Source organism: Clostridium sulfidigenes, from assembly GCF_052067195.1.
Classification (GTDB): Bacteria; Bacillota; Clostridia; order Clostridiales; family Clostridiaceae; genus Clostridium_J; species Clostridium_J sulfidigenes.
Genome location: NZ_JBQHQR010000007.1, coordinates 14,151 through 38,979 on the forward strand (window position 1 = coordinate 14,151; position 24,829 = coordinate 38,979).

Annotated in this window: 23 protein-coding genes and 1 pseudogene; 5 read left to right on the forward strand and 19 right to left on the reverse strand. The window is 28.1% G+C overall.

Annotation, left to right across the window (positions count from 1 at the left end; all coding sequences use genetic code 11):
* Positions 1 to 126 precede the first annotated feature (126 nt).
* Together ACTNBA_RS09690 and ACTNBA_RS09695 are read right to left on the reverse strand one after the other, a co-directional pair.
* Positions 127 to 843: a zinc dependent phospholipase C family protein gene (locus ACTNBA_RS09690; protein WP_035131377.1), complete on the reverse strand. Its 717-nt coding sequence runs from the start codon at positions 841 to 843 to the stop codon at positions 127 to 129.
* 136 nt (positions 844 to 979) lie between these two features.
* On the reverse strand, positions 980 to 2,164 hold the full coding sequence (locus ACTNBA_RS09695; RefSeq protein WP_441073726.1) for a PQQ-dependent sugar dehydrogenase family protein: 1,185 nt from the start codon (positions 2,162 to 2,164) through the stop codon (positions 980 to 982).
* Between the two features lie 314 nt (positions 2,165 to 2,478).
* On the opposite strand from ACTNBA_RS09695, the gene spoVB reads away from it, so the two are divergent.
* Positions 2,479 to 3,981 carry a stage V sporulation protein B gene (gene spoVB, locus ACTNBA_RS09700; protein WP_441073728.1) on the forward strand — a complete coding sequence of 501 codons (1,503 nt, stop codon included), beginning with the start codon at positions 2,479 to 2,481 and terminating at the stop codon, positions 3,979 to 3,981.
* Between the two features lie 71 nt (positions 3,982 to 4,052).
* On the opposite strand, the gene ACTNBA_RS09705 is transcribed toward spoVB, so the two are convergent.
* Genes ACTNBA_RS09705 through ACTNBA_RS09715 form a run of 3 tightly spaced genes read right to left on the reverse strand, consistent with a single transcriptional unit; the run spans position 4,053 to position 7,854 of the window.
* Positions 4,053 to 5,678 (reverse strand): putative polysaccharide biosynthesis protein, encoded by a 1,626-nt coding sequence (locus ACTNBA_RS09705; RefSeq protein ID WP_441073730.1) that lies wholly within the window; start codon positions 5,676 to 5,678, stop codon positions 4,053 to 4,055.
* 12 nt (positions 5,679 to 5,690) lie between these two features.
* Positions 5,691 to 6,647 (reverse strand): RluA family pseudouridine synthase, encoded by a 957-nt coding sequence (locus tag ACTNBA_RS09710; RefSeq protein ID WP_441073731.1) that lies wholly within the window; start codon positions 6,645 to 6,647, stop codon positions 5,691 to 5,693.
* 22 nt (positions 6,648 to 6,669) lie between these two features.
* Positions 6,670 to 7,854: a M20 metallopeptidase family protein gene (locus ACTNBA_RS09715; RefSeq protein ID WP_441073733.1), complete on the reverse strand. Its 1,185-nt coding sequence runs from the start codon at positions 7,852 to 7,854 to the stop codon at positions 6,670 to 6,672.
* 343 nt (positions 7,855 to 8,197) lie between these two features.
* Between ACTNBA_RS09715 and ACTNBA_RS09720 the strand changes: the two genes are divergently transcribed.
* Positions 8,198 to 9,384, forward strand: a protein-coding gene (locus ACTNBA_RS09720; RefSeq protein WP_441073735.1) for an IS3 family transposase whose coding sequence is annotated in 2 segments (ribosomal slippage) — positions 8,198 to 8,477 and positions 8,477 to 9,384 — 1,188 coding nt in all. Because the reading frame shifts where the segments join, the coding sequence is not laid out codon by codon here.
* A 155-nt stretch (positions 9,385 to 9,539) separates the two neighbouring features.
* On the opposite strand, the gene ACTNBA_RS09725 is transcribed toward ACTNBA_RS09720, so the two are convergent.
* The 9 genes and pseudogenes from ACTNBA_RS09725 to ACTNBA_RS09765 form a co-directional block, all read right to left on the reverse strand.
* Positions 9,540 to 11,012 carry a hypothetical protein gene (locus ACTNBA_RS09725; protein ID WP_441073737.1) on the reverse strand — a complete coding sequence of 491 codons (1,473 nt, stop codon included), beginning with the start codon at positions 11,010 to 11,012 and terminating at the stop codon, positions 9,540 to 9,542.
* Positions 11,013 to 11,100: 88 nt separating this feature from the next.
* Entirely contained in the window at positions 11,101 to 11,604 is a 504-nt protein-coding gene (locus ACTNBA_RS09730) for a helix-turn-helix domain-containing protein (protein WP_441073739.1), read from the reverse strand.
* A gap of 60 nt (positions 11,605 to 11,664) precedes the next feature.
* Positions 11,665 to 11,829 (reverse strand): hypothetical protein, encoded by a 165-nt coding sequence (locus tag ACTNBA_RS09735; RefSeq protein ID WP_441073741.1) that lies wholly within the window; start codon positions 11,827 to 11,829, stop codon positions 11,665 to 11,667.
* 40 nt (positions 11,830 to 11,869) lie between these two features.
* Positions 11,870 to 12,391: a hypothetical protein gene (locus tag ACTNBA_RS09740; RefSeq protein WP_441073742.1), complete on the reverse strand. Its 522-nt coding sequence runs from the start codon at positions 12,389 to 12,391 to the stop codon at positions 11,870 to 11,872.
* Between the two features lie 32 nt (positions 12,392 to 12,423).
* Positions 12,424 to 12,747 (reverse strand): hypothetical protein, encoded by a 324-nt coding sequence (locus ACTNBA_RS09745; protein ID WP_441073744.1) that lies wholly within the window; start codon positions 12,745 to 12,747, stop codon positions 12,424 to 12,426.
* A 17-nt stretch (positions 12,748 to 12,764) separates the two neighbouring features.
* Positions 12,765 to 13,463, reverse strand: a complete 699-nt coding sequence (locus ACTNBA_RS09750; RefSeq protein ID WP_441073746.1) for a hypothetical protein — start codon at positions 13,461 to 13,463, stop codon at positions 12,765 to 12,767.
* 265 nt (positions 13,464 to 13,728) lie between these two features.
* Positions 13,729 to 14,820: a type I restriction endonuclease gene (locus ACTNBA_RS09755; RefSeq protein WP_441073748.1), complete on the reverse strand. Its 1,092-nt coding sequence runs from the start codon at positions 14,818 to 14,820 to the stop codon at positions 13,729 to 13,731.
* Positions 14,821 to 14,905: 85 nt separating this feature from the next.
* Positions 14,906 to 15,625: pseudogene (locus ACTNBA_RS09760) on the reverse strand (tyrosine-type recombinase/integrase).
* A gap of 70 nt (positions 15,626 to 15,695) precedes the next feature.
* Positions 15,696 to 17,711 (reverse strand): ATP-dependent helicase, encoded by a 2,016-nt coding sequence (locus ACTNBA_RS09765; protein ID WP_441073750.1) that lies wholly within the window; start codon positions 17,709 to 17,711, stop codon positions 15,696 to 15,698.
* A gap of 300 nt (positions 17,712 to 18,011) precedes the next feature.
* On the opposite strand from ACTNBA_RS09765, the gene ACTNBA_RS09770 reads away from it, so the two are divergent.
* Positions 18,012 to 19,490, forward strand: a complete 1,479-nt coding sequence (locus ACTNBA_RS09770) for a nicotinate phosphoribosyltransferase (protein WP_441073752.1) — start codon at positions 18,012 to 18,014, stop codon at positions 19,488 to 19,490.
* Between the two features lie 35 nt (positions 19,491 to 19,525).
* Positions 19,526 to 19,903: a hypothetical protein gene (locus ACTNBA_RS09775; RefSeq protein WP_346878836.1), complete on the forward strand. Its 378-nt coding sequence runs from the start codon at positions 19,526 to 19,528 to the stop codon at positions 19,901 to 19,903.
* 142 nt (positions 19,904 to 20,045) lie between these two features.
* Here ACTNBA_RS09775 and ACTNBA_RS09780 read toward each other — a convergent pair whose 3' ends face one another.
* The 3 genes from ACTNBA_RS09780 to ACTNBA_RS09790 form a co-directional block, all read right to left on the reverse strand.
* On the reverse strand, positions 20,046 to 20,258 hold the full coding sequence (locus tag ACTNBA_RS09780; RefSeq protein WP_035131397.1) for a hypothetical protein: 213 nt from the start codon (positions 20,256 to 20,258) through the stop codon (positions 20,046 to 20,048).
* A 193-nt stretch (positions 20,259 to 20,451) separates the two neighbouring features.
* Complete coding sequence (locus ACTNBA_RS09785) at positions 20,452 to 21,051, reverse strand: hypothetical protein (protein WP_441073754.1); 600 nt, start codon at positions 21,049 to 21,051, stop codon at positions 20,452 to 20,454.
* A gap of 61 nt (positions 21,052 to 21,112) precedes the next feature.
* Positions 21,113 to 21,724 (reverse strand): NUDIX hydrolase, encoded by a 612-nt coding sequence (locus ACTNBA_RS09790; RefSeq protein WP_035131399.1) that lies wholly within the window; start codon positions 21,722 to 21,724, stop codon positions 21,113 to 21,115.
* 174 nt (positions 21,725 to 21,898) lie between these two features.
* On the opposite strand from ACTNBA_RS09790, the gene ACTNBA_RS09795 reads away from it, so the two are divergent.
* Positions 21,899 to 23,155: a D-alanyl-D-alanine carboxypeptidase family protein gene (locus ACTNBA_RS09795; protein WP_441073756.1), complete on the forward strand. Its 1,257-nt coding sequence runs from the start codon at positions 21,899 to 21,901 to the stop codon at positions 23,153 to 23,155.
* A 212-nt stretch (positions 23,156 to 23,367) separates the two neighbouring features.
* On the opposite strand, the gene ppaX is transcribed toward ACTNBA_RS09795, so the two are convergent.
* Complete coding sequence (gene ppaX, locus ACTNBA_RS09800) at positions 23,368 to 23,997, reverse strand: pyrophosphatase PpaX (RefSeq protein WP_441073758.1); 630 nt, start codon at positions 23,995 to 23,997, stop codon at positions 23,368 to 23,370.
* Between the two features lie 6 nt (positions 23,998 to 24,003).
* Positions 24,004 to 24,735, reverse strand: coding sequence for a hypothetical protein (locus ACTNBA_RS09805; RefSeq protein WP_441073761.1), 732 nt, complete (start codon positions 24,733 to 24,735; stop codon positions 24,004 to 24,006).
* Positions 24,736 to 24,829 lie beyond the last annotated feature (94 nt).

Sequence of the window (24,829 nt, forward strand, 5' to 3'; positions counted from 1 at the left end):
TGTAAATTCCTTTATTTTTACTATTGCATAAGAAAAAATAAGATTATGTTGAAAATTACAGTTATAGTACCTAAAAAAAAGAACTACCAATATATTTTCGTGGTAGTTCTTACATTATATATAGCTCTAATCTTCACTTTTAGATTCTATAATCTTTAAGGTATTATAAAAATCAATGAGTAATCCTGCTGTTGTTGTGCAAGCTCTAAGTAATATCACATCTGCAATTTCATTAAACCGATTTTCTTTGATTCTTATACTTTCAAAGGACTTAGCGGTTTTAACAGCAAACTTTGTGTTTTCAATAACATATTTTTCAGGACTTCCATAAGTGATTATAGGATCTTTTAAAGGAATTTTATATCCATTAATAACTTTATCTATTATGAAACTTTCCAGAGGTTTATGTTTTTTCAAGTTTTTCATAGCATGAGCTGGCACTGTGGAGTCTTGTACTAAATGACAAGCAGCACCTAATAAAAATAGAGCTTTATTCATATCAGAATTTGCACCGTAAAACACCGATGCCTTATAATACTTTACACATTCTACTTTAGCATTTGAAAATCCATATAGACCGATTCCCTTCTCATGATGATAGAAATGATTAGTACTTTTCAAATCTGCATCAGCCCATTTTACACCTTTATTCAAATCTAACAAATGTTTAACAAAGAAATGATACTCTTCAGTATAACCCTCCTGCTTTAATAAACGAAGAGCTTCTTTATTTATAAATTTATGGACTATACATTCTGTCTTTTTTATTCTCTTTTTTATAGGGTTTGCAACTTTTATAAATGCTGTCATAGTTCTATTATAAGTTCTTTCCAATCTCTTCATGTAATACACCTACGATTCTTTAAGGATAATAAAATAATCATTGAGATATATATTATTATACTCCAATTTAACCATATTATTTTATTATCTATTAAATTTAATGTAGTATTTATATGGAAATTATATATATAGGAGCCTATTTTCTAATAGCTAAGGTAAATATAAATCCATGGTTACCATCTAATATATATAGCTCATCCTTAAAAATCTTCATATTAGATACCGTGCAATTTTCCTTTAAAGTTATTAATTTATTTGGAACACCATTTACAGCACTGCACATTATATTATTTTTATTACAATCATAAAAATATAGTTGCAAGGTATTTTGTCCATTAATTTTCCCTGTATCATCTATTGCAATCCATTTTAAACTATTTAAATCATTATGTTGATAAGCAGGTGCAGGTGGTGACATAGGATGTTTTTTTAACAATGTAGGATTTTTTATATTAGATTCACCTTGAAATCTTGGTGAATCTAGAGGATCCCCTCCAGAAAAATCTGGGAACCCATACCAATAACCTTTTTTTAGTTCATAGATATAATCACTGTCATTTTCTACTGGTCTTAATCCTCTATTTTCATAGCCTCCTATGGTAGCAAAGATTCTACCATCAAGAGTTATATCTAGTCCCTCTATATTTCTTATTCCCCATGCATAGGTTTCAATAGCTTTGGTGTTAATATTATAAATTAGCAGAGATGAATTGCCTATGGATTCACCCTTTATAACCTCGTTGTCTTCATTAGAAGCTCCCTGTGGTACAAAGGCTCCTTTTTCATTTTTATTTAATACTATATTAAAAGGTGATATATCATAACCAGTTGGATTTTTATCTATCCATTGGTTATCACTTCCAACTACAGCTGAATTAGTTGCAGCTCCAATTGAAATAAATAAATAGTCCTTATATCCTCTTATTAAAACCTTACTATAATCTCCTTTATTAGGTAGGTTTGATAAGCATTGTTCTAACTTTCCATTGTTTATATCCACGCTGAGTATTTCGTTATTAGTAAGGAAGTATAGTTTATCTCCATTACATTCAAGGGTGGTAATGTTATAGTTTTTGTCTTCAATTAAAGTATAAGGCTCTCCAGTTGATGGAATAGCCATTATTTTATTTTCAAAAGCAACATATAATCCTTTATCATTACTAGTAAAATCTATGGCATTCTTTAATCCCTTATATCTAATTTTCATATCAACTTCTGAGTTTTTAACCCCTATGTTATATATATTATTTTTATCTTTTACTATTAATAAAGAACTAATAGCTAATATTATAAGCAAAATCCATCCAATTATTTTTTTCATAGTTCCTCCATTTAAATATTATTTACACTAATATATATTTAAATATTCTTAATTAAATTACATTAAATCAAATATAAGATAAAAATATATGGTTAGAGAATAATCTTTAATCTACCTTCATAAGTATTATTATATTAAGGCATCTTCAAAAAATAAATAAGTCAGAATGCTCGTTTATTTTGTGTTATACTGTGTCAACAGAACCCTTAGATAGTGCTACTATCTGCGGAACCTGTTTCCTTGTCTAACTCAAAATATACTTCTCATCTTTGACTTGTTATTTATTTTCAGATGCCTAATTGGAGGTAATAAAGATGAGTAAAGATACTTTTTATAGAGATACCTTTGTGTTAACTCTTTCTAATTTAGCCATGGGTGTATTGAGATTTATGTTTTCTATTATACTATCAAGACAGTTAGGACCAGAGGGAGTTGGACTTTATGGTTTGATAATGCCTATATATGATTTATTTTGTTGTTTAGTATGTGGAGGAATAATTGCTGCAATTTCAAGAGAAACTTCTGCTTACCTGGGTACTAGTAGATTTGAAGATTTACATAAAACTGTTAATGCTTCCCTAGTTTTTATAGTGCTTTGGTCAATTTTTATAGCAGGTATTATGTTTATACTTAGTCCAATAATCTGTAATTATATTATTAAAGACCCTAGAGCAATACGTTCCTTATGGATAGCTTCTCCTGCTATTGTTTTTATTGCTATATCCTGCGTATATAAAGGTTATTTCTATGGAGTAAGTCAAGTAATAACCCCTTCAGTTATAGATATATTAGAAAAAGCTGTTAGAATGGTGATATTAGTAGGAGTAATCTACTATTTATCTCTTAAAACCATCGAAAATACAGTAGCGGCAACCTATCTTTCATTTACTATTGGTGAAATAATAAGTTTCGTATTTCTCTATATTTTCTATAAAAGAAGTATTAAAAAGATTCCCTATACCAATAGTGTAAGACCAGATAACAGCTTTCAATTGTTATTTAACATACTAATTATTGCTGTTCCTTTAGCTATAAATGGCTTTTTAACTACAGCACTTCAAAGTGTATCTACACTTTTAGTACCCATAAGGTTAGTTGCAGCTGGTTTTGATCACATAGGTGCTCTTGAGATAATAGGTAAATTTAATGGTATGGCTCTTGCTATTGTGTACTTCCCATTAGTTATAGTTGTATCTTTGTCTACAGTAATAATTCCGGATATATCTAAAAAAATAAGTCAAAAGGATTTTTCTAATATAAATTCTAGAGTAAATGAAGTAATTAAAATTTGTTTTATGTTAGGGGTTTCTACAGTAATTATTTGCTATGTATGTCCTAATTTATTAGGTGAAGTATTCTTTGATAGAAGTGACTTAGGTAGCTTTATAAAGATAGCTTCCCTTGCAGCTCCATTTATGTATTGTCACTACTGTACCTATAGTATTTTAAATGGTATAGGGAAACAAAAGGTTATCCTTTTAAGCTCCATTGCTACAGCTTTGATTGAGTTAGTTCTAATATTTATACTTATAGGTATTCCTAGCATAAATATCTATGGATATGGAATTTCCTTAATTGTAACCTCTATTATAGGCCTTTTAATAAATCTGTATTATATTGGACAAGTGATAGAGCTATCTTTTCCTATTTGGGAAATATTAATCCTAGTGTTACTAACAGTTTTAGTATACTTAGTAACAACCATCATAAGTTCTATAATTCCTAATATGTTTATAATTCCTAAAATTATAATTATCATTGTAGTTGCTTTTTCCTTATTCTTTGTATCAAGTTTTTTAATACGCAAAAGTTCATAAAATAGAACCTAGGACTTAGTTTTTTAGATACTAAGTTCTAGGTTCTATTTTAAAATAAATTAATAATCTGTTTATTTTAACTTTTTATATATTCTTTTAGGTATAAGTTTTGTAATTTTATTTGGTAGTGAATTTAAATCGGACTTTTTAACACCACCTATAGATATTAACACTATTCCGTAGGCTCCAGCAGATAATGCTATACTTATTAATGATGCAAATAAGTTTAATATATAACCACCGAAAATTAATCCTAGAACTCCATTAAATATCTTATATGAGAAAAATGTTACTATCCCCATAGCTAATCCAGCTATTAAAGGTTTTATATAACAAGGAAGCAAGTGTATCCTTCCGTCAATAGAGTCATTTATTTGCCACTGGAATAATATAAGCATTACTAAATAACAGGCTGCATTACCCCAAATAGCTCCAAGGATTCCAAAGGAAGGCATTGCTATTAATATATAATTTACAACAACTTTAGCTAAAATTCCAACTACAGAAAATATAGTTACTACGTTTACCTTACCCATTCCCTGCAAAATAGAAGTTTGAACTAATGTGATAGCATATAGGATTAAAACCCAAGCTCCCCATATTAATAAGGGTGATACCTCTTTATCATAGCCTAGTATTCTTAAAATAGGCATAGATAGAACTCCTAATCCCACAGCACAAGGTATAGCTATCATAAAAGTAACCCTATAGGAAGATTTAATATTAAATCTTAGACCTTTTTTATTATCTAGGGCATGGATTCTAGATATGGCAGGAACAAGAGCAATAGCTAGAGCCCCAATAATTGCCATAGGAATTGACATAAGAGTGTTGTAAAGACCTAAATATCCCCATTGAAGATTCACAGTTTCTTGACTTAATCCTGTAGATAAAAGTCTAGACTTTACAATTTTTAAGTCTACTATAGTTCCTGAGTTTTGCAGTGCAGAAGCTATAGTTATTGGAAATGCATATTTTAATATAGATTTAACAATGGTTTTATTGCTTAATCTATTTACCCCAGGTTCATTTTTTTTATGAATATGATTAGCTGCATATTTTTTATATACCAATATAAAGTATAAAGATGCTCCAATAGCTCCAACCACTGTACCTATAGTTCCGCCAGCAGCTCCATAGGATACACCTTTTCCTATAAGTAGATAAGCAAATAATAAACTAAATATTATATTTAGAATTTGTTCTCCTACTTGATATACTGCTGTGGTAGTCATGTTTCCAATACCTTGAAAATAACCTTTGTATGCACCCATTATTGAAGTAAATAATAATGCTGGTGCAAGCCATCTAGTTGCTAATATTGATTCAGGGCTATTAAAAGCTAGACTTAAGGGTTTTGCCCATATAAACATAAATACGGATAGGATAAGCCCCAAGAGTATAAGCAAAGTCCTAGATGCTCTAAAGGTTTTTATTGCATCTTTGTAGTTTCCCTTTGCTTCAAGTTCCGATACTAACTTTGCAATGGCTACAGGTATACCTGAATTAGCTATAATATATATATAAGAAAAAATTGTATATGTAGAATAGTATACTGACCAACCTGTTGATCCTAAAATTTGCTTAAGTAAAGGTGTATAAACTACCGATAACACCTTTACTGACATCATAGATATGGTGAGTACCATAAAGCCTTTAGCTACAGAGTTCTGAGCCCCCTCAGTTCTGTCATTCATATTACCCCTCCATTAAAACTTAAACACATCATTCTTTATCTTCTTTAATACTGGTGGTAAAGATTCTGCTATAGTTTTATTTTTCATATATTCAAGCTCCTCTGAGTTTGATTTAAATATTACTTTATATGCATATAGGAATTGAAAATCTAAACCATATCTATTTACAAAGAAGCTGTTAAGCTTTTTATCTCCATATTTAGAATCTCCAACTATAGGATTTCCTAGCTCTGATAAGTGAGCTCTTAATTGATGACTTCTTCCGGTAAGTAAGTTAATTTCTATTAGGGAAAAAGTACCACAACTTTGAATAGTTTTAACTTCCATAGCAATTTCTTTACTGTTTGGAACTTCAGTCCTATATACCTTAGAAATATTTGCATCTTCATTTTTTAAGATATATCCTGTATAGGTTCCATCCTTTATTCTTCCTTGTACTAGAGCCATATAGTATTTTTCAATACTTCTTTCTCTTATAGCTTCATTAAGAGCCTTTAGATATTTGAAGTTTTTTCCGAATATAACTACCCCAGAGGTATTTCTATCTAATCTATTGCATGGAGCAGGAGTAAAAGTTACTTCTTTTTCTGGTTCATAATCACCCTTGTCATAGAGATAAGATAAGGCATAGTCTGTTAAAGTTGGTTCCCCATTCTTTGTATCACTATGAACTAATAAATTAGGCCACTTTTCTACCATAAGTATATTTTCATCTTCATAGGTAATTTTAAGATTATTTTCTATTCTTTCAAATTTCTTTTTTTCACCACTAGTTTTTATATATCTTATTTCTATGGTGTCTCCCTCTTCTAAAACATATTGCTCTTTTATTTTTTTACCATTTACTCTAATGTCACCTTTTCTAAATGCCTTATATATAGCGCTTAATGGGACATCTTTCAGTAACTTTCTAAGGAATTTATCGCATCTTTGACCGGCTTCATTTGCACCTATTTGTATATTATTCATATTGTCCTCCAATATTTCTTTCTTATAGTTTGTTAAGATAGTTTACAGCCATATTACAATGAACTGCTACTCCTATTTGTAGACATTCCTCATCTATATCAAATTTACTACTATGCAGAGGATATACTATTCCTTTTTCAAGGTTTCCACATCCTAATTGATAAAACATAGCTGGAACCTTAAGGGAAAAGTATGCAAAACTTTCTACACCCATAGTAGGTTCTCTTAATATTTTAACCTTATCTTTTCCTAATAGAGCTACACTATTATCATAAAATATATTATACATAGCGTCATCATTATATAAACATGGATAACTTTCATCAATAGTAATTTCACAGGTGCCTCTTAAACTTTCTACCTGCATGGTTACCAATTCTTTTAATCTTTTTTTCATGTATTCCCTATCCTCTAGGTTCATAGTTCTAATTATACCAGTTATAGTAACCTTATCTGGTATAATATTGGCTGCTGTACCTCCATTTATAGTTCCTATAGTTATTACCCCTGGTGATACTGGACTAGTCTCTCTACTTACTAATAACTGTAAAGCATTTATAACCTGAGCTGCAATTACTATAGGGTCTATCCCTTTATGGGGACTTGCACCATGAGAACTTTTACCACAAATAGTAATGGTAAAAGGATTTGAAGCAGCATAAGCTACTCCTTGCTTAAGTCCAATAGTTCCCACCTCAAGACTTTCATCTACATGACATCCAATTATTGCATCCACATGAGGAGCTTCTAATGCTCCTTCTTCTATCATAATCTTAGCTCCACCAGTAGTTTCTTCAGCAGGTTCAAAAATAAACTTTACGTTTCCTTTTAACTCTTTTCTATGGTTATTTAAAAGTTTAGCTGCTCCAAGTACCATTGTCATATGTGCATCATGGCCACAGGCATGCATTTTTCCATCCATCTTAGAAATATAGCAGTGACTATTTTTTTCATGGAGAGGTAGTGCATCCATATCACATCTTATAGCTATAGTTTTTCCATTACTACTATCTGCTTCTCCATATATAGTAGCGACAACACCTGTACCTGCGCAAGAATAAAATTCTATATTCTCATTCCTCAAGAAATTTTTTATTCTATCAGAAGTTTTATATAAATCAAAATCTAACTCTGGATTTTCATGAAATTCTCTTCTTATATAAATTAATTCTTCACTTATTTGTTTAGCTTCATGGATAAAGTTCATCTGAAACCTCCTTACTGATAATTATATATTATATACAAATATACAAAAAAATAATAGACTTGAAGTCTATTTAAGAGAAGTCTTAACTATATTGTACTTCAAACCATTATATAACAGAAAAGCTTTCCTTTCAATATTATAGTAAAATATGTTTCAGCTAAGTAAAATCTTATGGGTCATTCTCAACAATATATGTCAATTAATTTGTAATCCTTCTTCTAGTCTATAACTATGAATATATATAACATTTTATATATATGCCTATGGATAATTGGTGCTAGTATATTTTTATGGACACATTTCAAATAAAACATTTAAAATATAAATAGAGAGGTGTGTTCAGATGAGAGAAACAGGAAAGAGATATACTGATGAATTTAAAAAGATGATTGTAGAAGTATATAATACTGGAAAACCAGTAAAAGAAATATGCGAAGAATATGGCATTAACTATGCAAGTGTAAATAATTGGGTGAACAAAGCTCAAGGTGGTAGTAAGAAAATTTCATCTAAGCCGTTAATTAAAATATCAAAGGCAGATAGAAAGACCTTAAAAGAGAATGAAAATGAGATATTAAGACTAAAAAAAGAAAATGAACGCATAGCCATGGAGAATGAAATATTAAAAAAAGCTATTGCCATATTCACGCAGGAACAAAAGCTATAATTAAATTTATTTATACTCATAAAGATAAGTATCCAGTTAAACTTCAATGTAGAGTATTAGGAATTCCTAGAAGCACTTATTATGAGAGTTTCCATAAAAAAATTTCTAAAAGAGAATTAGAGAATACTATTTTGAAAGAGAAAATAATGGAGATCTATAATGAAAGCAAAAGGAGATATGGAGCTCCAAAGATTCATCAAATACTATGCGATAATGGATTCGAAGTTAGTATAAAAAGAGTTCAAAGAAAAATGAAAGAACTAGGTATATGTTCTATTGTTACAGAAAAGTTTAAGCCGACACGTAGTTCTCAAAAGGTAGAAGAAAAACCCAATATATTAAATCAAGATTTTAGCGCTGAAAACATAAATGAAAAATGGGCAGGTGATATAACATATATACACACAATAAAGGATGGTTGGTGCTATTTAGCAGCAGTCTTAGATTTGTGTAGCAAAAAAGTCATTGGACACTCTTTTGGAAGGACTATGGATGCTGATCTTGTTATTGAAGCACTAAATAATGCATATGTAAATCAACACCCTAAAAAAGGTGAAGTAATCTTTCATTCTGACTTAGGTAGCCAGTACACTAGCTCCGCTTTCATAGAACAGCTAAAAAAATATGAAATAATACAATCTCATAGTCGCAAAGGTTGTCCTTACGATAATGCTTGTGTTGAATCATTTAATTCTATATTAAAGAAAGAATTAGTCAATCATATGAGATATTATGATTTTTATTCAGCAAGATTAAGTATATTTGAATTTATTGAGGCATGGTATAACCGAAAGCGAATTCATGGAGCAATCGGTTATATGACTCCTCAGATGAAAGAAAATCAATGTAAAAACATATTATAAAACTTTATAAAAATGTGTCCAAACTATTGACCTAAGTCCAAATTATCACTAGGAAACTAGTTAAATATATACCTATACTAATATTAAACTATAGAACTATTTAACTAGTTGTACTCATATTCAGGCTTTGAGGTGTATTAAGTTTTTAAAAAGGTTTAATTTAAGTCATTATCGATACTCTTACTTTTTAATACTTTTACTCTACTATATTCCTCTTCCATAACTTCTTTGTATATTCGCTTCATTTCATCTCCACTTAATTCTATAATATTTCTTAATGTTAAATACTTTTTATCCTTATATATACCGTTTTTATTTTTCCTTATTTTATCTTCAGTGGAATACTTATATAAAGAAGTTGTATAACTATCAAAATAATAATCATCAATTTTGCAATTATATTCATCCATTTTACTTTTTATGTATTTCTCAAAGTCTAATATAAAATAAATATTACAAATTAAGAAAAATTCTTTTTTATATGCTTTTTTATTAAAATCACTTTTTTTATTCATTATATCATAATATCTTTCAAATCCCTTTCCATTTTTTAACTTAATTGATAACTCAATAGTTAGATACTCTTTATAAAAATCAATTTTTATTTCAGGTTTATATAGTTTTTTGCCAATAAAAATATAACAACACTCAATAATATTAATAGTATTATATTCATTGGTATCTATACATTTTTCAATTTTATCTATATTGTCTCTAACAATATTTGAGTATAATTCTGGTATAATAATATATCTGTTATATGGTTTAAATTCAAATATACGTATACCTAAAAACTCTGTATCTGTAACTAATAACTTGTTGGTATCATAAAACTTTATATAATCAATGTTTATGTATTTTTTTAATGGATTAATCACATTATATATCGCTCTATAGTGATTACATAAATTTTTTTCACTAAAGTATATACATCTCATAAGCTTAATTTTATACGCGTAATAATTTACAAATAAATATTCATCTATATAATACAGAGGACAAGGATATTGAAAAGATTCTTCAATCCATCTATCTTTAAAAATTTCGTGCCTAATAAATTTAAATATATGAACTCCATTTTTTGTTATCTTTAATAATATTTCATTATTGTCATAACTTTCAAATTTAATATTAATTTCTTTGTGCGAAATATCATAATTACATATTTTATATCCATTTGTACATATAAATAATTTTTCATATAAATTACTATATGATTTTACCCAACCACTTCTATCTGATAATTTGCTAGGTTTCAATATATCGTTTTTCTTTTTATAAATAACATCTTCAACAATCATACATTCAATATTTCCATTTTCTTTACACATACGTTCTACTTTTTTATTTCCTTTTGTTCCAATTAATAAGCCTTTAAATGGTTTATTATATCTATTATTACGTATTATGCACTCTAGATTATTATAATCATCCTCATCAATAGCTCCCCTTTTAACTTCGATTATATGGTAATAATATTCATCCATGCCAAAGATATCTATAGCTTTCATACATACTTTAAATCTTACTTCAAAACCTACAATATCAAAACTAAAATAATCTTTTTTATTAATTAATAAATAATCTACAAATTCATTTTCATATTCTATTTCAAATTTATTTTCCATTTTTTTCACCGCTCATATAATTATTCTTTTAATTAATTGACATAATATTGAATTTATATACAAAATAAAAAAGGACTACCTATTAAGGTTAGTCCTTTTTGTTTAATATTTTACTTTCACTTTCTAAGGAATATTCAATTAGCTTTTCTATGTCTTCTAAGTTATAATTAATTTCTTTTTTCCCATCTGTATATATAATTGTATAACTATTTTCATCTACTGGACTAGCAAACATTCTTAATGTATTTACTAATAGTAAAACTTCTCTTGGTGTATCACATACATAATCTATATAATTCGTACTTTTATTTAAACTCTTTTGCACATGGACTATTGTAAATATTCCTTCATTCTTTTTAATATTAGTATATTTATTCTCTTCAATTCCATATAACCAAAATTCCTCTGGTTTCTTACTTTCTGCAACTAATTTAATTAAGAAATTCTTTGATGGATTTTTTCTACCATTTTCTATCATATTGTAAAAGCTCTCACTTATATCTAACTTTTTAGCAAATTCATATTTTAAAAGACCTTTACTTTCTCTGTATTTCTTTAATCTCTGTTCAAAAGCACTATTTGTATCCTCCACTTTTATAGCTCCTCTAATATCTAATTATGGGTTAATTCATATTTCTATTCCTAATATTTTTTATCCATTGTTCTGCTTTGTTTTTTGAGCATCTTTTAAATCCATACAATCTTTAAATTCAGTAACTTTAATTAGTTTTTTAAAGCCATCTTTATCTAACTTATTATGAGTTAAATATAACTTCCAGCTATTATTTAATTTATCTTCTCTTAATTCTAAATACATATTACTAATAACTCCTTCAAGTTAAAATTATTTAAATAATTTAGCTATTATATCTATTAAACTTATTCCTTGCCTCATTTATAATATGAACAAATTGTGTTGTCGAACATTCTATTGATTTAAAAATTAAATTTATATTACTTTCATTGTAATTTAAATTTATTACAACATATTCATTAATAATTGTTTTTTCGCTTGGTGATGCAAACGCAAATGCTCCAAAAAATATCATCTTTCCTAATGATATTTGATTTTGAATCTGCATATCACTTTGAATACTTACATCTAAAATATCATTAAAATTTATAATTCTTTCATCTAATATACATTTTGCGTCAATAATAGTCGCAGTAGTCATTTTTATTTTGTTAAAGAATATCTCTAATTCACAAGTGCAAGCCCCTAAATCTTTAAATCCGCCTATATAACTAATATTTTTAAATTCTGTTATATATCCTTCGCCATTCGATTCGTATTTTTTAATTTTATTATTTTTGTTTTTAATTTCTGAAATATTAATCCAAATACCTATACAAATTATAATTATCAGTATCCACCACATACAATCCTCCATCTACTCCCTTTGTATTTGTTTTAAAATATAATAAATATTAATATAAACATAATTATTACAAAAGCCAGACAACCACAGCCACAACCATTTACACCGCTCGATACATTATTTGAACTAGAACTATTTCCTTCTCCTTCAAATGTAGCTTTGGCAATATCTTTAACTCCTATAGTTGTTTTATTGTATACTTTATTATAAGCCGCCTTTTTAGGGTCATTAACCCATCCCATTCCCTTTTTACCATAGAGAGGATTAACTGCACCCTTAACAGCTCTCTTTGCCTTTCCTGTTGTCCTTGCTTTTATAGATTTTTTTATACTTGGTTTTCTCATTCCTACCTTCATTTTATAAGTCCCCTAAATTAATCTATCTGTACATTAATAGCTTTTTGACCATCTGCACTCAATGTTACTGTAAAATTACTTCTTGTTTCTGCACCAAAAGAATTCTCTGCATCTACATATGATTTTACTATTATTGAATCAGAATTTCTTATTATCTGTACATCTTTTATAGTTGGGAAGTCAGCACTTTTGGGCGATTTAAGGTTATTTTTAACTACATATTGAGTATATACCCATATGTCAGTATCACTTATTTTTGAATCATTACTTTGTTTAATAGAACATTCACGTTCTGCTAATGTTATAGGCTTGTATTCTCCTAAATCATCTATATTTTTATAATTATATTCTTCTATTTTCCCATTATTTTTAACTATCAATTTTTTATCTAGTATTGAATCGACGCTGATTTCTGAATCATAATTTCTTATCGATACACTAGAAATACTATTATATATTTCTTCTAAATCAGATAATTTTTCATTATCGCTTAATTCATTATACTTCTCATTTACTTTTATTGTTAGTTCCCTATCTTTACTCCCTGAAGAACTAAAAAAATCTATGAATTCATAATTTTCTAAACTCCTCTTATAATCAGCTTTTACACTAATATGCCTTTTAATTGGTTTACTTATTAAAACTACTAAAACCACCAAAACTACAATAGAAATCTTTAAAGTTCGTCTATTGAATTCCCATAGTTTCTTATTCATAAAAAATACCCCCAATATTTATAATTACATCATAATATTAACATATTTTTAAATATTGGTATACTCCATTCCTCGTATTCCTCTAATACTTATTCGTATTTTAAAATATAGCATTTTCAATACTTTTCACTCTCAATATATATCTTTTAATATAGTACAATTATATAAATATTATCTATGACCGTAAAAAAAGAGAGATTTCTCTCCCTTTGGCTTGTTTCGAGTACCTACTCCTATATTCCTCTGTAGCCTTTTAGCCCATGTCTTATATTGATACAGTTTGTTCTATATACTTCTGTGCTGAAGCTATTAATTCGGACTTATAATTATAGATATCAGTTACACAATTAATATAATACCTTGTCCCTGATTTATCTTCATTGGAAATAACAATAGATTTTTTACTGCCACTAAAATAAAATCTACAAATCCATTTTCTAGTATTGTTTTTATATAAAATTCCACAATATCTTTCAACATCTTTAATTGCTATATCGTCGGCTGATATAACTTCACTTAGTATACTTCTTACTACATTAAATGCTTCTAATTCTTCCTCTGTTGTAACTATATTAGGAGTATTTTCTTCTTTATCACATTCAATTTCATCCGTTTCTAATTCACTTTCTTTTTCTTGCACGGGTTTATTATTATTTAATATAGATTTTATCTTTTCATTCATAAAATCACTTACAAATTGTTGCATTGATTTTTTAACAATAGGTTTGAATTTTTCAATAACATTCTGAGTTTTAACGCCTTGGTAAAAGTCATTAATTAAGAATCTTACAAAATCATCCGTAGGATTTTCTAGTTGACTATTAAGTTGATTATTAATTAAATTACTATATTTCAACTCTGAAGCAGTATTAAATATAGTATCTATGTCAAATACATCTTTTGAAAATTTCTTTAATTCTAATATTTCCATATCATTTAAATCTAGTATATTAATTTCTAAGAATGGTGTATCATCCATTTTATTACTTTCTTCTAAATCAGTAAAAAATTTATAGATTATACCGTTTGTTAAAATTGCAAACCTAGATTCGGTTACTGAAAAATAGCGAAATAATTGTGCATCATGTTTAGTAAGAGTATCATTTACACCTTTACATTCAACAAGTATTATAGGTTTACCGTCTTTCATTATTGCATAGTCTACTTTTTCACCTTTTTTAATTCCAAAATCAGCATTAAATTCAGGTATAAATTCCATTGGATTAAATACATCATAATCTAACAATGAAAAGAAGGGCATTATTAAAGCTGTTTTTGTTGATTCCTCAGTCAAAAGTGTACCTTTTATCATTTCTGCTCTCCTAGAGAACTGTTTTAATTTATCAGAAAAATCCATCCTTATTCCCCCTAAAGTTCAAAATAATACATATTTAATTTAAAAATACATCCGCGTGTTGGAAATTTCAAACTTTTATGTAAAATTATTTCCCTCCCTTTCTGCTTTTTCTATTAATCTTTAACTTTTTATTATCTTTGGAAAGCACATCAAGGGGAGTATATTTCAATAAATCTTCTGAGAAATCTAAAGGTAATAGATTAACGTATCTTTCTGTGGTTTTTATATTATTATGAGCGAGTAAAACTTTAAGTCTATAAATATCTCCACCATTTTTAATAAATAAAGTTACGAATGTATTTCTAAAAGTATTTATACCTCTAATTTTTACTTTGTAATGCTTAAAATAATTTACTAGATTTTGATGTAGTGTATCATAACTCATTTTATTTCCATCTAATTTTGGAAATAAATAATCGTCTTATTTTAATCCTATTATAGCAATATACTCATTTAATAATACTCTAAGAATCTTAGATAAGATTACAGTAACTTGTTTTTTAGTATTCATATGTCTAAATAGAATACTTTTATTGCTAAAATCTATGTCTTTTACCTTTACATTTAATAATGTTGTACTCCTGCATCCTGTTCCTAATAAAAAGTTGATACTATCATCAAGATTAACAATAATAACTAATTCATATTTGCAGAATTTCTCCTTACTATTCAAAGTTCCTCCTCTTTGACCTATACTTTTACAGTAATCCATGTACTCTTCATAACACTCTTTAATAGTTTTTTTTGCATTTCTGTCAGCTCTTATTGTCTTTAATTTAAACTTTGACATAAAAAATCGCTCCATTCATCTAATCAGAATTTAATCTTTACAATGAATGGAACGAATTTATGTTCTATACGCCTTTTATTATCCTCTATTCCTCAAAGACCTCTATAAGCCCATTGGTTACAAGGACATCAAAGTCAAATTTTCTCTCCAAATCAGAAAATTTAATAGAGATATTACTTTCTTCTAAGGCTGTTATTGTACCTGTTCCATAAAATTTATGGGTTACAGTTGTTCCAACCTTAAATTTAACTCTTTCTAGTATCTCTTCTTCTAACTGGCACTCACATAGAAATTGAGATTTATTTTTCTTTTCACCTCTTATAAATTGGGGAAAAAGAAATATTAAGTTGTTAATAGCTCTAGTAACGCCTACATAGAATAGTCTTCTCTCTTCCTCTATATCATTATTTTTATAGGGAATAGCTCCATCTACTGTGTTAATCATAAATACCGTATCAAATTCCATTCCTTTAACACCGTGAATAGTACTAAGAATTACGCCTTCATTTTTATCCTTATTTCTAGAGCTAGCTTTCTTTGTTTCCTCTTCTACAGTATTTACATGTTCTAAGAAGTCTTTAATAGTTTTAAATCCCTTCACGCTTTCTTTAAACTCATTTAACACATTTTCTAGATCTTCTATGGAAAATTTATATTTCTGTGCATATTCCACTAGATGTTTATGATACATTAAGTCTCCTATAATAAATTCTACGGCAGAAGGTAGTGAAATTCTATTTAAGCTAGAAATATCCCTTTCAAGTTTATCTAATATTTTTAGTTGGAACACTGGGGTACTATCTAAGTTTTTTAATTTAGTAAAGATACTGCCTAAGCTATTGCTCTTTTTAACTTCTTCTATACTATTTTTACTTATATACCTATAGGGTTTATTTATTATTCTAGTAAAGCTATCCATGTTTAGAGGATATATGCTTAACTTTAGATAAGCTAATATGTCTTGGCATATGAAGTGAGAGAAAAAATTATATTGTCTATCTAGCAAGGTAAAGGGAATTTTCTTTCTAATAAAACTATCAATTATACTTCTACTTTCTATATTAGTTCTATAAAGAACTGCAAAGTTATTAAAGTTATTATCATCACTTTCCTTTACCTTGAGAATATAATCACTTATATATGTACCTTGAGCTGTTTCATCACGAACCCCTTGAGCCTTTATTATTCCATCATCAGTTTTGTTGGCTCTGATATCCTTTGAGGTTCTAATCTTATTATTTTTTATAGACTTCATAGATAATCTTACTATATTTTGCTTTGACCTATAATTTGTAGATAGATATAAGGTTTTACCTTGTTTAAATATATCTTTAAAGTCTACTATATAGGTTGGATTAGCTCCTCTAAAACTATAGATACATTGGTCCTCATCCCCTACTACAAATAAGTTATTATCCTTATTTAAAAGCTTTAATATGTCCACTTGTACATCATCACTATCTTGAAATTCATCAACTAATATATGTTTAAATTGATTTTGATATGAATTTAATATGGCGCTATTTTTAATAAATAAATCTCTACACATTAACTGTAGATCTTCAAAGTCAAGGAGGGATTTTTCCTTTTTATAGGATTCATAGAAATTTACACAGTTTTTTAAAAGCTCTTTATCAATTTGATTATTTCCATCTCTATTATATTCTCCCTTGCACTTATAGATGGATATAGCATTTACATATTCCTTAACCCTATCTTCACTAACATCCTCCACATAGGCAGTTAAAAAGTTTTTTACTACTCTATAACTTTCAAAGGGCTCTATTATATTAATTTCTCCATAATAGGACTTTAGTATTTTATAGCAAAGTCCATGAAAGGTTCCAAAGAAAGGACTTACCTTATTTTTATCTATGGCTAGGAACCTATTTCTCATATTAGTTGCTGCTGCCTTGGTAAAGGTGATTATAACTATATTTTTAGGTGATATGTTTTTCTGATTTATAAGCTCATAAACTCTATTTACAATAACTACAGTTTTCCCACTTCCAGGACCTGCACTGACTATTATATTTTCATTTGTACAGTTAATGGCTGTTAACTGTTCTTCACTTAAAGTGTTATTTTTGTTTTTTATCATAATATAAATCTTTCCTTTTACATACTTTCAATTAAATAATATTACCATATTATTTGTCCATATACTATAGAAATGAAAGTTTTCTTATGGTACGATATATAGGATGTAAATGTTAACCTATGGAGATTTTATAAAATTTTATCCGATGACTACCAGCTCTAATACTCTCATCTTCTTTAAAGTGGGAGTAAAGAGCTGATACGTCCCTGGATAACGATTTCTAAGCTTCAGTGGGAGTAAATAACTCCCCCTGAAGCAAATAACTCTGTTTATGGTTTATATAAGTGAGGAGAACTAAAAATGGATACAATTACTAGACTTGACCTAAGAAGCCAAAGAAATCTTACCATGTTAGTAGATTTTTATGAGCTTACAATGGCTAATGGTTATTTAAATACTGAAGCAGATGATACCATAGCTTATTTTGACATGTTTTTTAGGAAAATTCCTGATGGTGGTGGCTACTGCATAATGGCAGGAGTTCAACAATTAATTGAATATTTAACTAATCTTAAATTTACTGATGAAGATATAGAATATCTAAAAAGTAAAGATTTATTTAGTGAAGAATTTTTAAATTATTTAGCTAACTTTAAGTTTAGTTGTGATGTATGGGCTATTCCAGAAGGTACCCCAGTATTCCCTAATGAACCACTTGTAACTGTAAGGGGTCCAGTTATGGAAGCTCAGTTTATAGAAACTATGATACTACTAACAATAAATCATCAAACTCTAATTGCTACTAAAGCTGCAAGAATTTGTGAAGCTGCTAGTGGTAGACCTGTAATGGAGTTTGGTTCTAGACGAGCTCAAGGCTATGATGGTGCCTTGTATGGAGCTAGAGCTGCAATTATTGGTGGATGTAATGCTACTGCTTGTACTATGGCAGATGAATTATTCAATGTGCCTGTAACTGGAACTATGGCACACTCTTGGATTCAGCTTTTTGATAGTGAATATGAAGCTTTTGCAGCATGGGCTAAAACTTATCCAGATAATACTGTACTTTTAGTAGATACATATAATGTTCTAAAATCAGGTATTCCAAATGCTATAAAGGTTTTTGATGAAATCTTAAAACCTATGGGTAAAAGACCTAAGGCTGTAAGAATTGATAGTGGCGATATTGCATATCTTTCTATAGAAACTAGAAAAATGCTAGATGAAGCTGGCTATGAGGATGTAAAAATCACAATTTCTAACTCTTTAGATGAATTTATAATTAAAGCTGTTCTTGAAAATGGTGCTAAAATAGATAGTTTTGGTGTTGGTGAAAGATTGATCACTGCAAGAAGTGAACCTGTATTTGGTGGCGTTTATAAGCTTGTTGCCATTGAAAAAAATGGAACCATTATCCCTAAAATTAAGATAAGTGAAAATGTAGAAAAAATCACAAATCCAGGTTTTAAATCTCTTTATAGAGTTTATGATAAGAAAACAAATAAAGCTATTGCAGATTTAATTGCTTTAAATGATGAGAATTTTGACAATAATAAGCCTTTGCAGTTGTTTGATCCTAACTACACTTGGAAGAAAAAAAGAATCAAAAATTATAATATAAAAAATCTCATGGTACAAATATTTGATAAGGGTAAATGTACTTACGAAAGTCCTTCTGTAATGGAGATAAGAGAATTTTGTGGTAAGGAAAAAGCTAGTCTATGGTCAGAGATAAGAAGATTACAAAATCCTCACCAATACTATGTAGACTTATCTAAAAACTTATGGAATTTAAAAGAATCATTATTACACGAATACTCTTCAATATATGAAGAATAATATTAATATACTATCTATGAAGGGTATGATATCTATTGAATAAGAAACTTAAAATAAAAATTTCTAATGATGCCTTTGATTTTATTATTAAACTACTGGAATTTCATGATGAATATGATTGTATAGCATTAAAAGAACCTGAAAATGGTGGATGTTGTAAAAATTCTAAGGTTGATATAATTTTAGATAATACCATTAACTACAATGTTATTGAAGATATACAGGGGTTAAATATTGCTTATAGTGAAGATTTATCTAGTAACTTTAATGAAATAATTATTGTACTGAAGAAAGATTCTCTCTACCTAAAAGCAACACCTTCGCTTACTAATAAATCTAAGGGCTGTGGTGGATGTGGATCAAAGTCAAAGGATTGCACATCATGTTCAGGGTGTAGTATGAAATCAAAATAGTTAATAAAAAATCTCCTAGCCTAGGCTGGGAGATTTATATGTTTATTGAAATATACTAAATAACACACTTGGATTAGTTTAATTTGGTTGGAGTTTAATATAGATATTATGTTATAAAAAATCCATATTAAAAACAATTTAATTATAAGTAGCTGTCTTTGTATAAAAGAGATATAGGCAACGACTTATCCTCCTTGTACAAATCATAATCATAGAGATTTTTTATTTTGCTCCCCTTGCTGCTAAGCTCTTTAAAGGGGCACTTATTATTATTTTCAGCCCAATTATAAAGGGCACAGTCCTTTGAACACTCTACATACTCATCATAAGTTGATAAAAAATCACACTTAACCAAGCATACCACCCCCAATAAATACACATTTAATACCCTAAATTATAAATGAGAATTTTCACAAAATAAAGTATTTTTAGTGGATTTATTGAGGGGTTTTCTATATTTAAGAATTTTCCACTATTTTTTAAATATAATTTTAGTATTTTAAAAAATAGTGGAGTTATACTACAACTACTAAAATATATATATAAATTTATCCTATGAAAACTACACTTATGTCAATATTTATATTTTTATGTCCTACATTTCTTTGAGTATTATGGATATTCAAATTACTATCTTCTTTTTTTGCTATATGATTTTTAAGGTTAATAATCTTTTCACTATCAATATTCATTATTTTTTCATATATAGGAAGTAGCTCATTAGGAATCTTATTATTTAAGCCTATATTAATGACTGCTATTTTTTTTATTCCATAAATACAACTTAACAAATCTTCATTGTCAGTGATATAATGAGAAAATTCAGTGAACTCGTCCAATAAGTGGCTACAACCATATAAATCTAGTTCGGAAATAGTTGAGGGTCTTTTTTTACCCTCTTTGAAATCTAAATTCCCTACTTCATTATTTAATATGGTACCACCTTTTTCTATGACAGCTTTTTCTAAGTTTAAATCATTTAACTCTAAACAATCATCTATTCTTACTTGAGTTCCAATATCTATATGATACATAATAAAATTTTTAGCTTCTTCCTTAGATCTGACAAGAATACTGTGAATACCAATTTCCTCAAGTTTATTCATCATATCTTGTATTAATATGCTTACAGAAGTTCTATTTACCATACATATTACACCTCCTAAGGCAGTTAAATATTTTCTTTACTTATTTATATGGATGTAATTACTATTTTATGATATCAATGAAAGATTTTATAATATGAGCTGTAAAACCCCAAATTACATAATTATTCCACTGATAAAAGTATTCATCTAATACCCCCTTTGAAAATTTATAATCCTTACCTCCGTTTATTAAATGAAAGGGAAATCCATCTTGATTTATTGGGCCAATATCCATTTTATATAGTAATGGTTCTGTATCAATAAAAAATTTTATTGGTACCTTAAATATATGATCAACTTCACTTGTATTAAACTTAATATTATTTGTATTAAGTTTAGCGATATAGGGACGCATTATCATGAGGTATGGTGATAAGAAATAATCCATTTCACCAATAACTTCAAAATCTTCTTTTTTAATATTCATCTCTTCCATGGTTTCTCTTATTGCAGCATCTCTAAAAGACTCTCCTTCTTCAACCTTTCCACCAGGTAGACAAACATCTCCAGGCTGACTATTTAATTTTTTAGCTCTAACTTGAAAAATTATATAAACCTCATCGTCTATAACCTGTAAAAGAATCATCACTGCTGCTTTTTTCATAGGTTGTATAGATGTGGACTCCCTATCTTTAAAAATATCATTTATTCTATCAATATTTATATTTGTCATCAGTTCACTGCTCCTTCTAAATATCTTATATATAGCATACCACAATATTAGATAATAAAAATATAACATATTATTAATAACATATTTTTTCTTTGTCCTTGTTGAAAATTACAGTAAATGTTATACTAGATAGGACTTATTTAATTCTAAAATATAAAATTGGAGAGATGACTTGTGAAAAAGAGAATTTTATCATTATGGGTATTTTTTACTTTAGTATTTACCTTTTCTTTCTCAACTATAGCCATTGCAGAAACTCAACCTGAAATCGTTGGTACTTCTGCTATTGTTATGGACTTAGAAACAAAGGAAATAATCTATTCTAAAAATATCGATGAAAAGAAACAACCAGCCAGTATTACTAAGCTGATGACTGCTTTACTATTAGCTGAAAATAAAAGTAAAACCGATTTACTTACTTATCCAGCTGCAGCCTTAAAAGAAGAGCCTTATTCTTATGGACTTAATGTTCATCCAGTAACACCTGGAGATACATTTACCGGTAAAGATGCTATGGACATACTACTTCTTTATTCAGGTAATGATATTGCTTATATGGTTGCTGAAAATGTTGGTGGAACAAAGGAAAAGTTCATTACAATGATGAATGAAAAAGCTAAAGCTTTAGGTATGACCAATACTAATTTTGTAACACCTAATGGCCTTGATGATAACACTGATGATCACTATACTACAGCATATGATTTATCCCTATTATTAAATGCAGTTTACAGTAATGAGTGGATTAGAGAAACTATGTCTAAAAAGGAATCAGAAGTAAAATCTACTAATGGACCATCATCAATAGTTGAAAATAGAAATAAACTTATAGGTATAGATGGAAACATTGGTGGAAAAACTGGTTATACAGAAAAGTCAGGAAGATGCTTAGCAGCTTTATATCAAAGGAATGGACATACTTTAGCAACGGTGGTATTAGGTTCAGATTATAATTTTCCAGTAGACACTCAGGTTTTTGAAGATACTACAAACCTAGCCAATTATGGCTTCAATGCAGAAAAAGAAGTCTTCAAAGCTAAGAACACTGAAATTTCAGAAGTTACTATGGAATATAAAATTTTACCTCTTATAGGACCTAAAAAAGCAATTAAAGTTCCAGTTACTATTCATGAGGATATTTCATTATATCCAACAGACTTAGAACCAGAATTTAATTCTGAAGTAGGTAAGGTAAATATTTGGACTTTAAGTAAAGATAAATCTATTGGTAAAGCTACTGTTAATATAAAGGGATATGAAAAACAATATGATATATATTCTGGACTATCCAATATGGATATAATAAAAAGTAATATCCTTTATTATGTATTAGCTCTATTAGTATTAATAATAATAGCATCTTTAGTAATACTAATAATATCTAAAATAAACAAAAAACGCAGAAAAAAAAGAAATCGTATATATAGATAGCTTTAAAGATTCCCTATGTTAATATTAATCATAGGGAATCTTTTTTTCGTGTGTAAATATTTGTAATCTTACATATATAGGTGTTTTTCTATTTACTAAATAATTTTATTTATCATAATAAGTTAAATTTAAATTTTACACTTTTTTATTTTGACATTTTCAATTATGACAATGATACTTATGATTATTTTTTGCAGTAAAAACTTATAATATTAAATAAACTTTATAATGTCTTCAATTTTATCTATTATATAATCAGGATTATGTGCTTTAATCTTTTCTATATTTAGTGCAGTATAATTTACTAGGCAAGTTTTTGCTCCTGCATTCTTTCCGCATAATATATCATTATGGCTATCTCCTACCATTATAGTTTCACTCGGGTTAACTTTTAAGACTTCACAAGCTTTTAACACTGGTTCACCATCTGGCTTATGTTTCCTACTATCTTCTGGAGTAATTATTACATCAAAATATTTCTCTAAATCAAAACAATTAAGTCCTCTTAAAGCTGTTCCCCTTTTCTTAGATGTAACTATTGCTAATTTTAATCCCTTATCTTTTAGCTTTAATAGCCCATCTTCCACGTGATTATAAGATTTTATGTATTTATCATGGCAATTAAGACAGTATCTTATGTATTCATCAACTAATTCATCAGCTCTCTCTTTATCATATTCACTCAATACATCTTTAAGTGGTATACCAAAGGATTCTACAATTTCCTCCTTTCCTATATTTAATCCTAAATAATTATTTAATACATAATTAAAGGAAGTCAATATTAATTCATTGGTATCTATTATTGTACCATCTAGGTCAAACAGTATTGCTTTAATCATATCTTTCTACTCCTTATTTATAAGTAATTTTAGCGGTATGTACCACTTTGAATAACTCAATCCATGGTTATCTCTATATGTACCCTTTATATCCTTCACCATCACTGTAGCTCTTTTATTAATATTGCTAATTATTCCTTCATACAATATACCTTTGTATTTAAATTGAACAACTTGTCCTTTAACAAATGAGTTATTTATGGTCTTATTTAAGGCATCTTTACTCTTTAATATTTCATGATAACTACTTGTATGTCCAAATAAATTAAAGGCTAGATTCTTAAATCTTTCACCTTTACAATTAGAGCTTCCATACTCACTAAATTCTATGACATGGCAAAGCTCATGCTCTAAAATAAGCATAAGAGCTTCTAGTGCATCCTTAGCTTCTATTCCACATACAAATTTACTTCTATTATCTTCTATATATTCTTTTATGACTCTATTACTTATTCTAATCTCATAGGTACATTCTCTTCCTCTTTTTGAAAAGATAGTCTTTCCACCACTTGAAGTCATCCTATTGGATAAGGATACTTTAATACCCTTTGGTATAGCATTTACTAAATACCCCTTTAATACATAACCATCGTATATATTTATAAGGTTAGAAATATTTTCTAATGTCAAAATATCTATAGAATTTAGCACAATAATTTTATGTCTTCTGCAAAAATCTTTCTTTATAAAATCTCTCATATTCACTTTATCATTTTTGTTAACTTCAGTGTCAATCATTAAGTATGTACTACCTTCCTTAAATAGATTTTTCTATAAAAATGCTGAGCATGCATTATAATTATATTACATGCTCAGCGCTTATCTAATATTT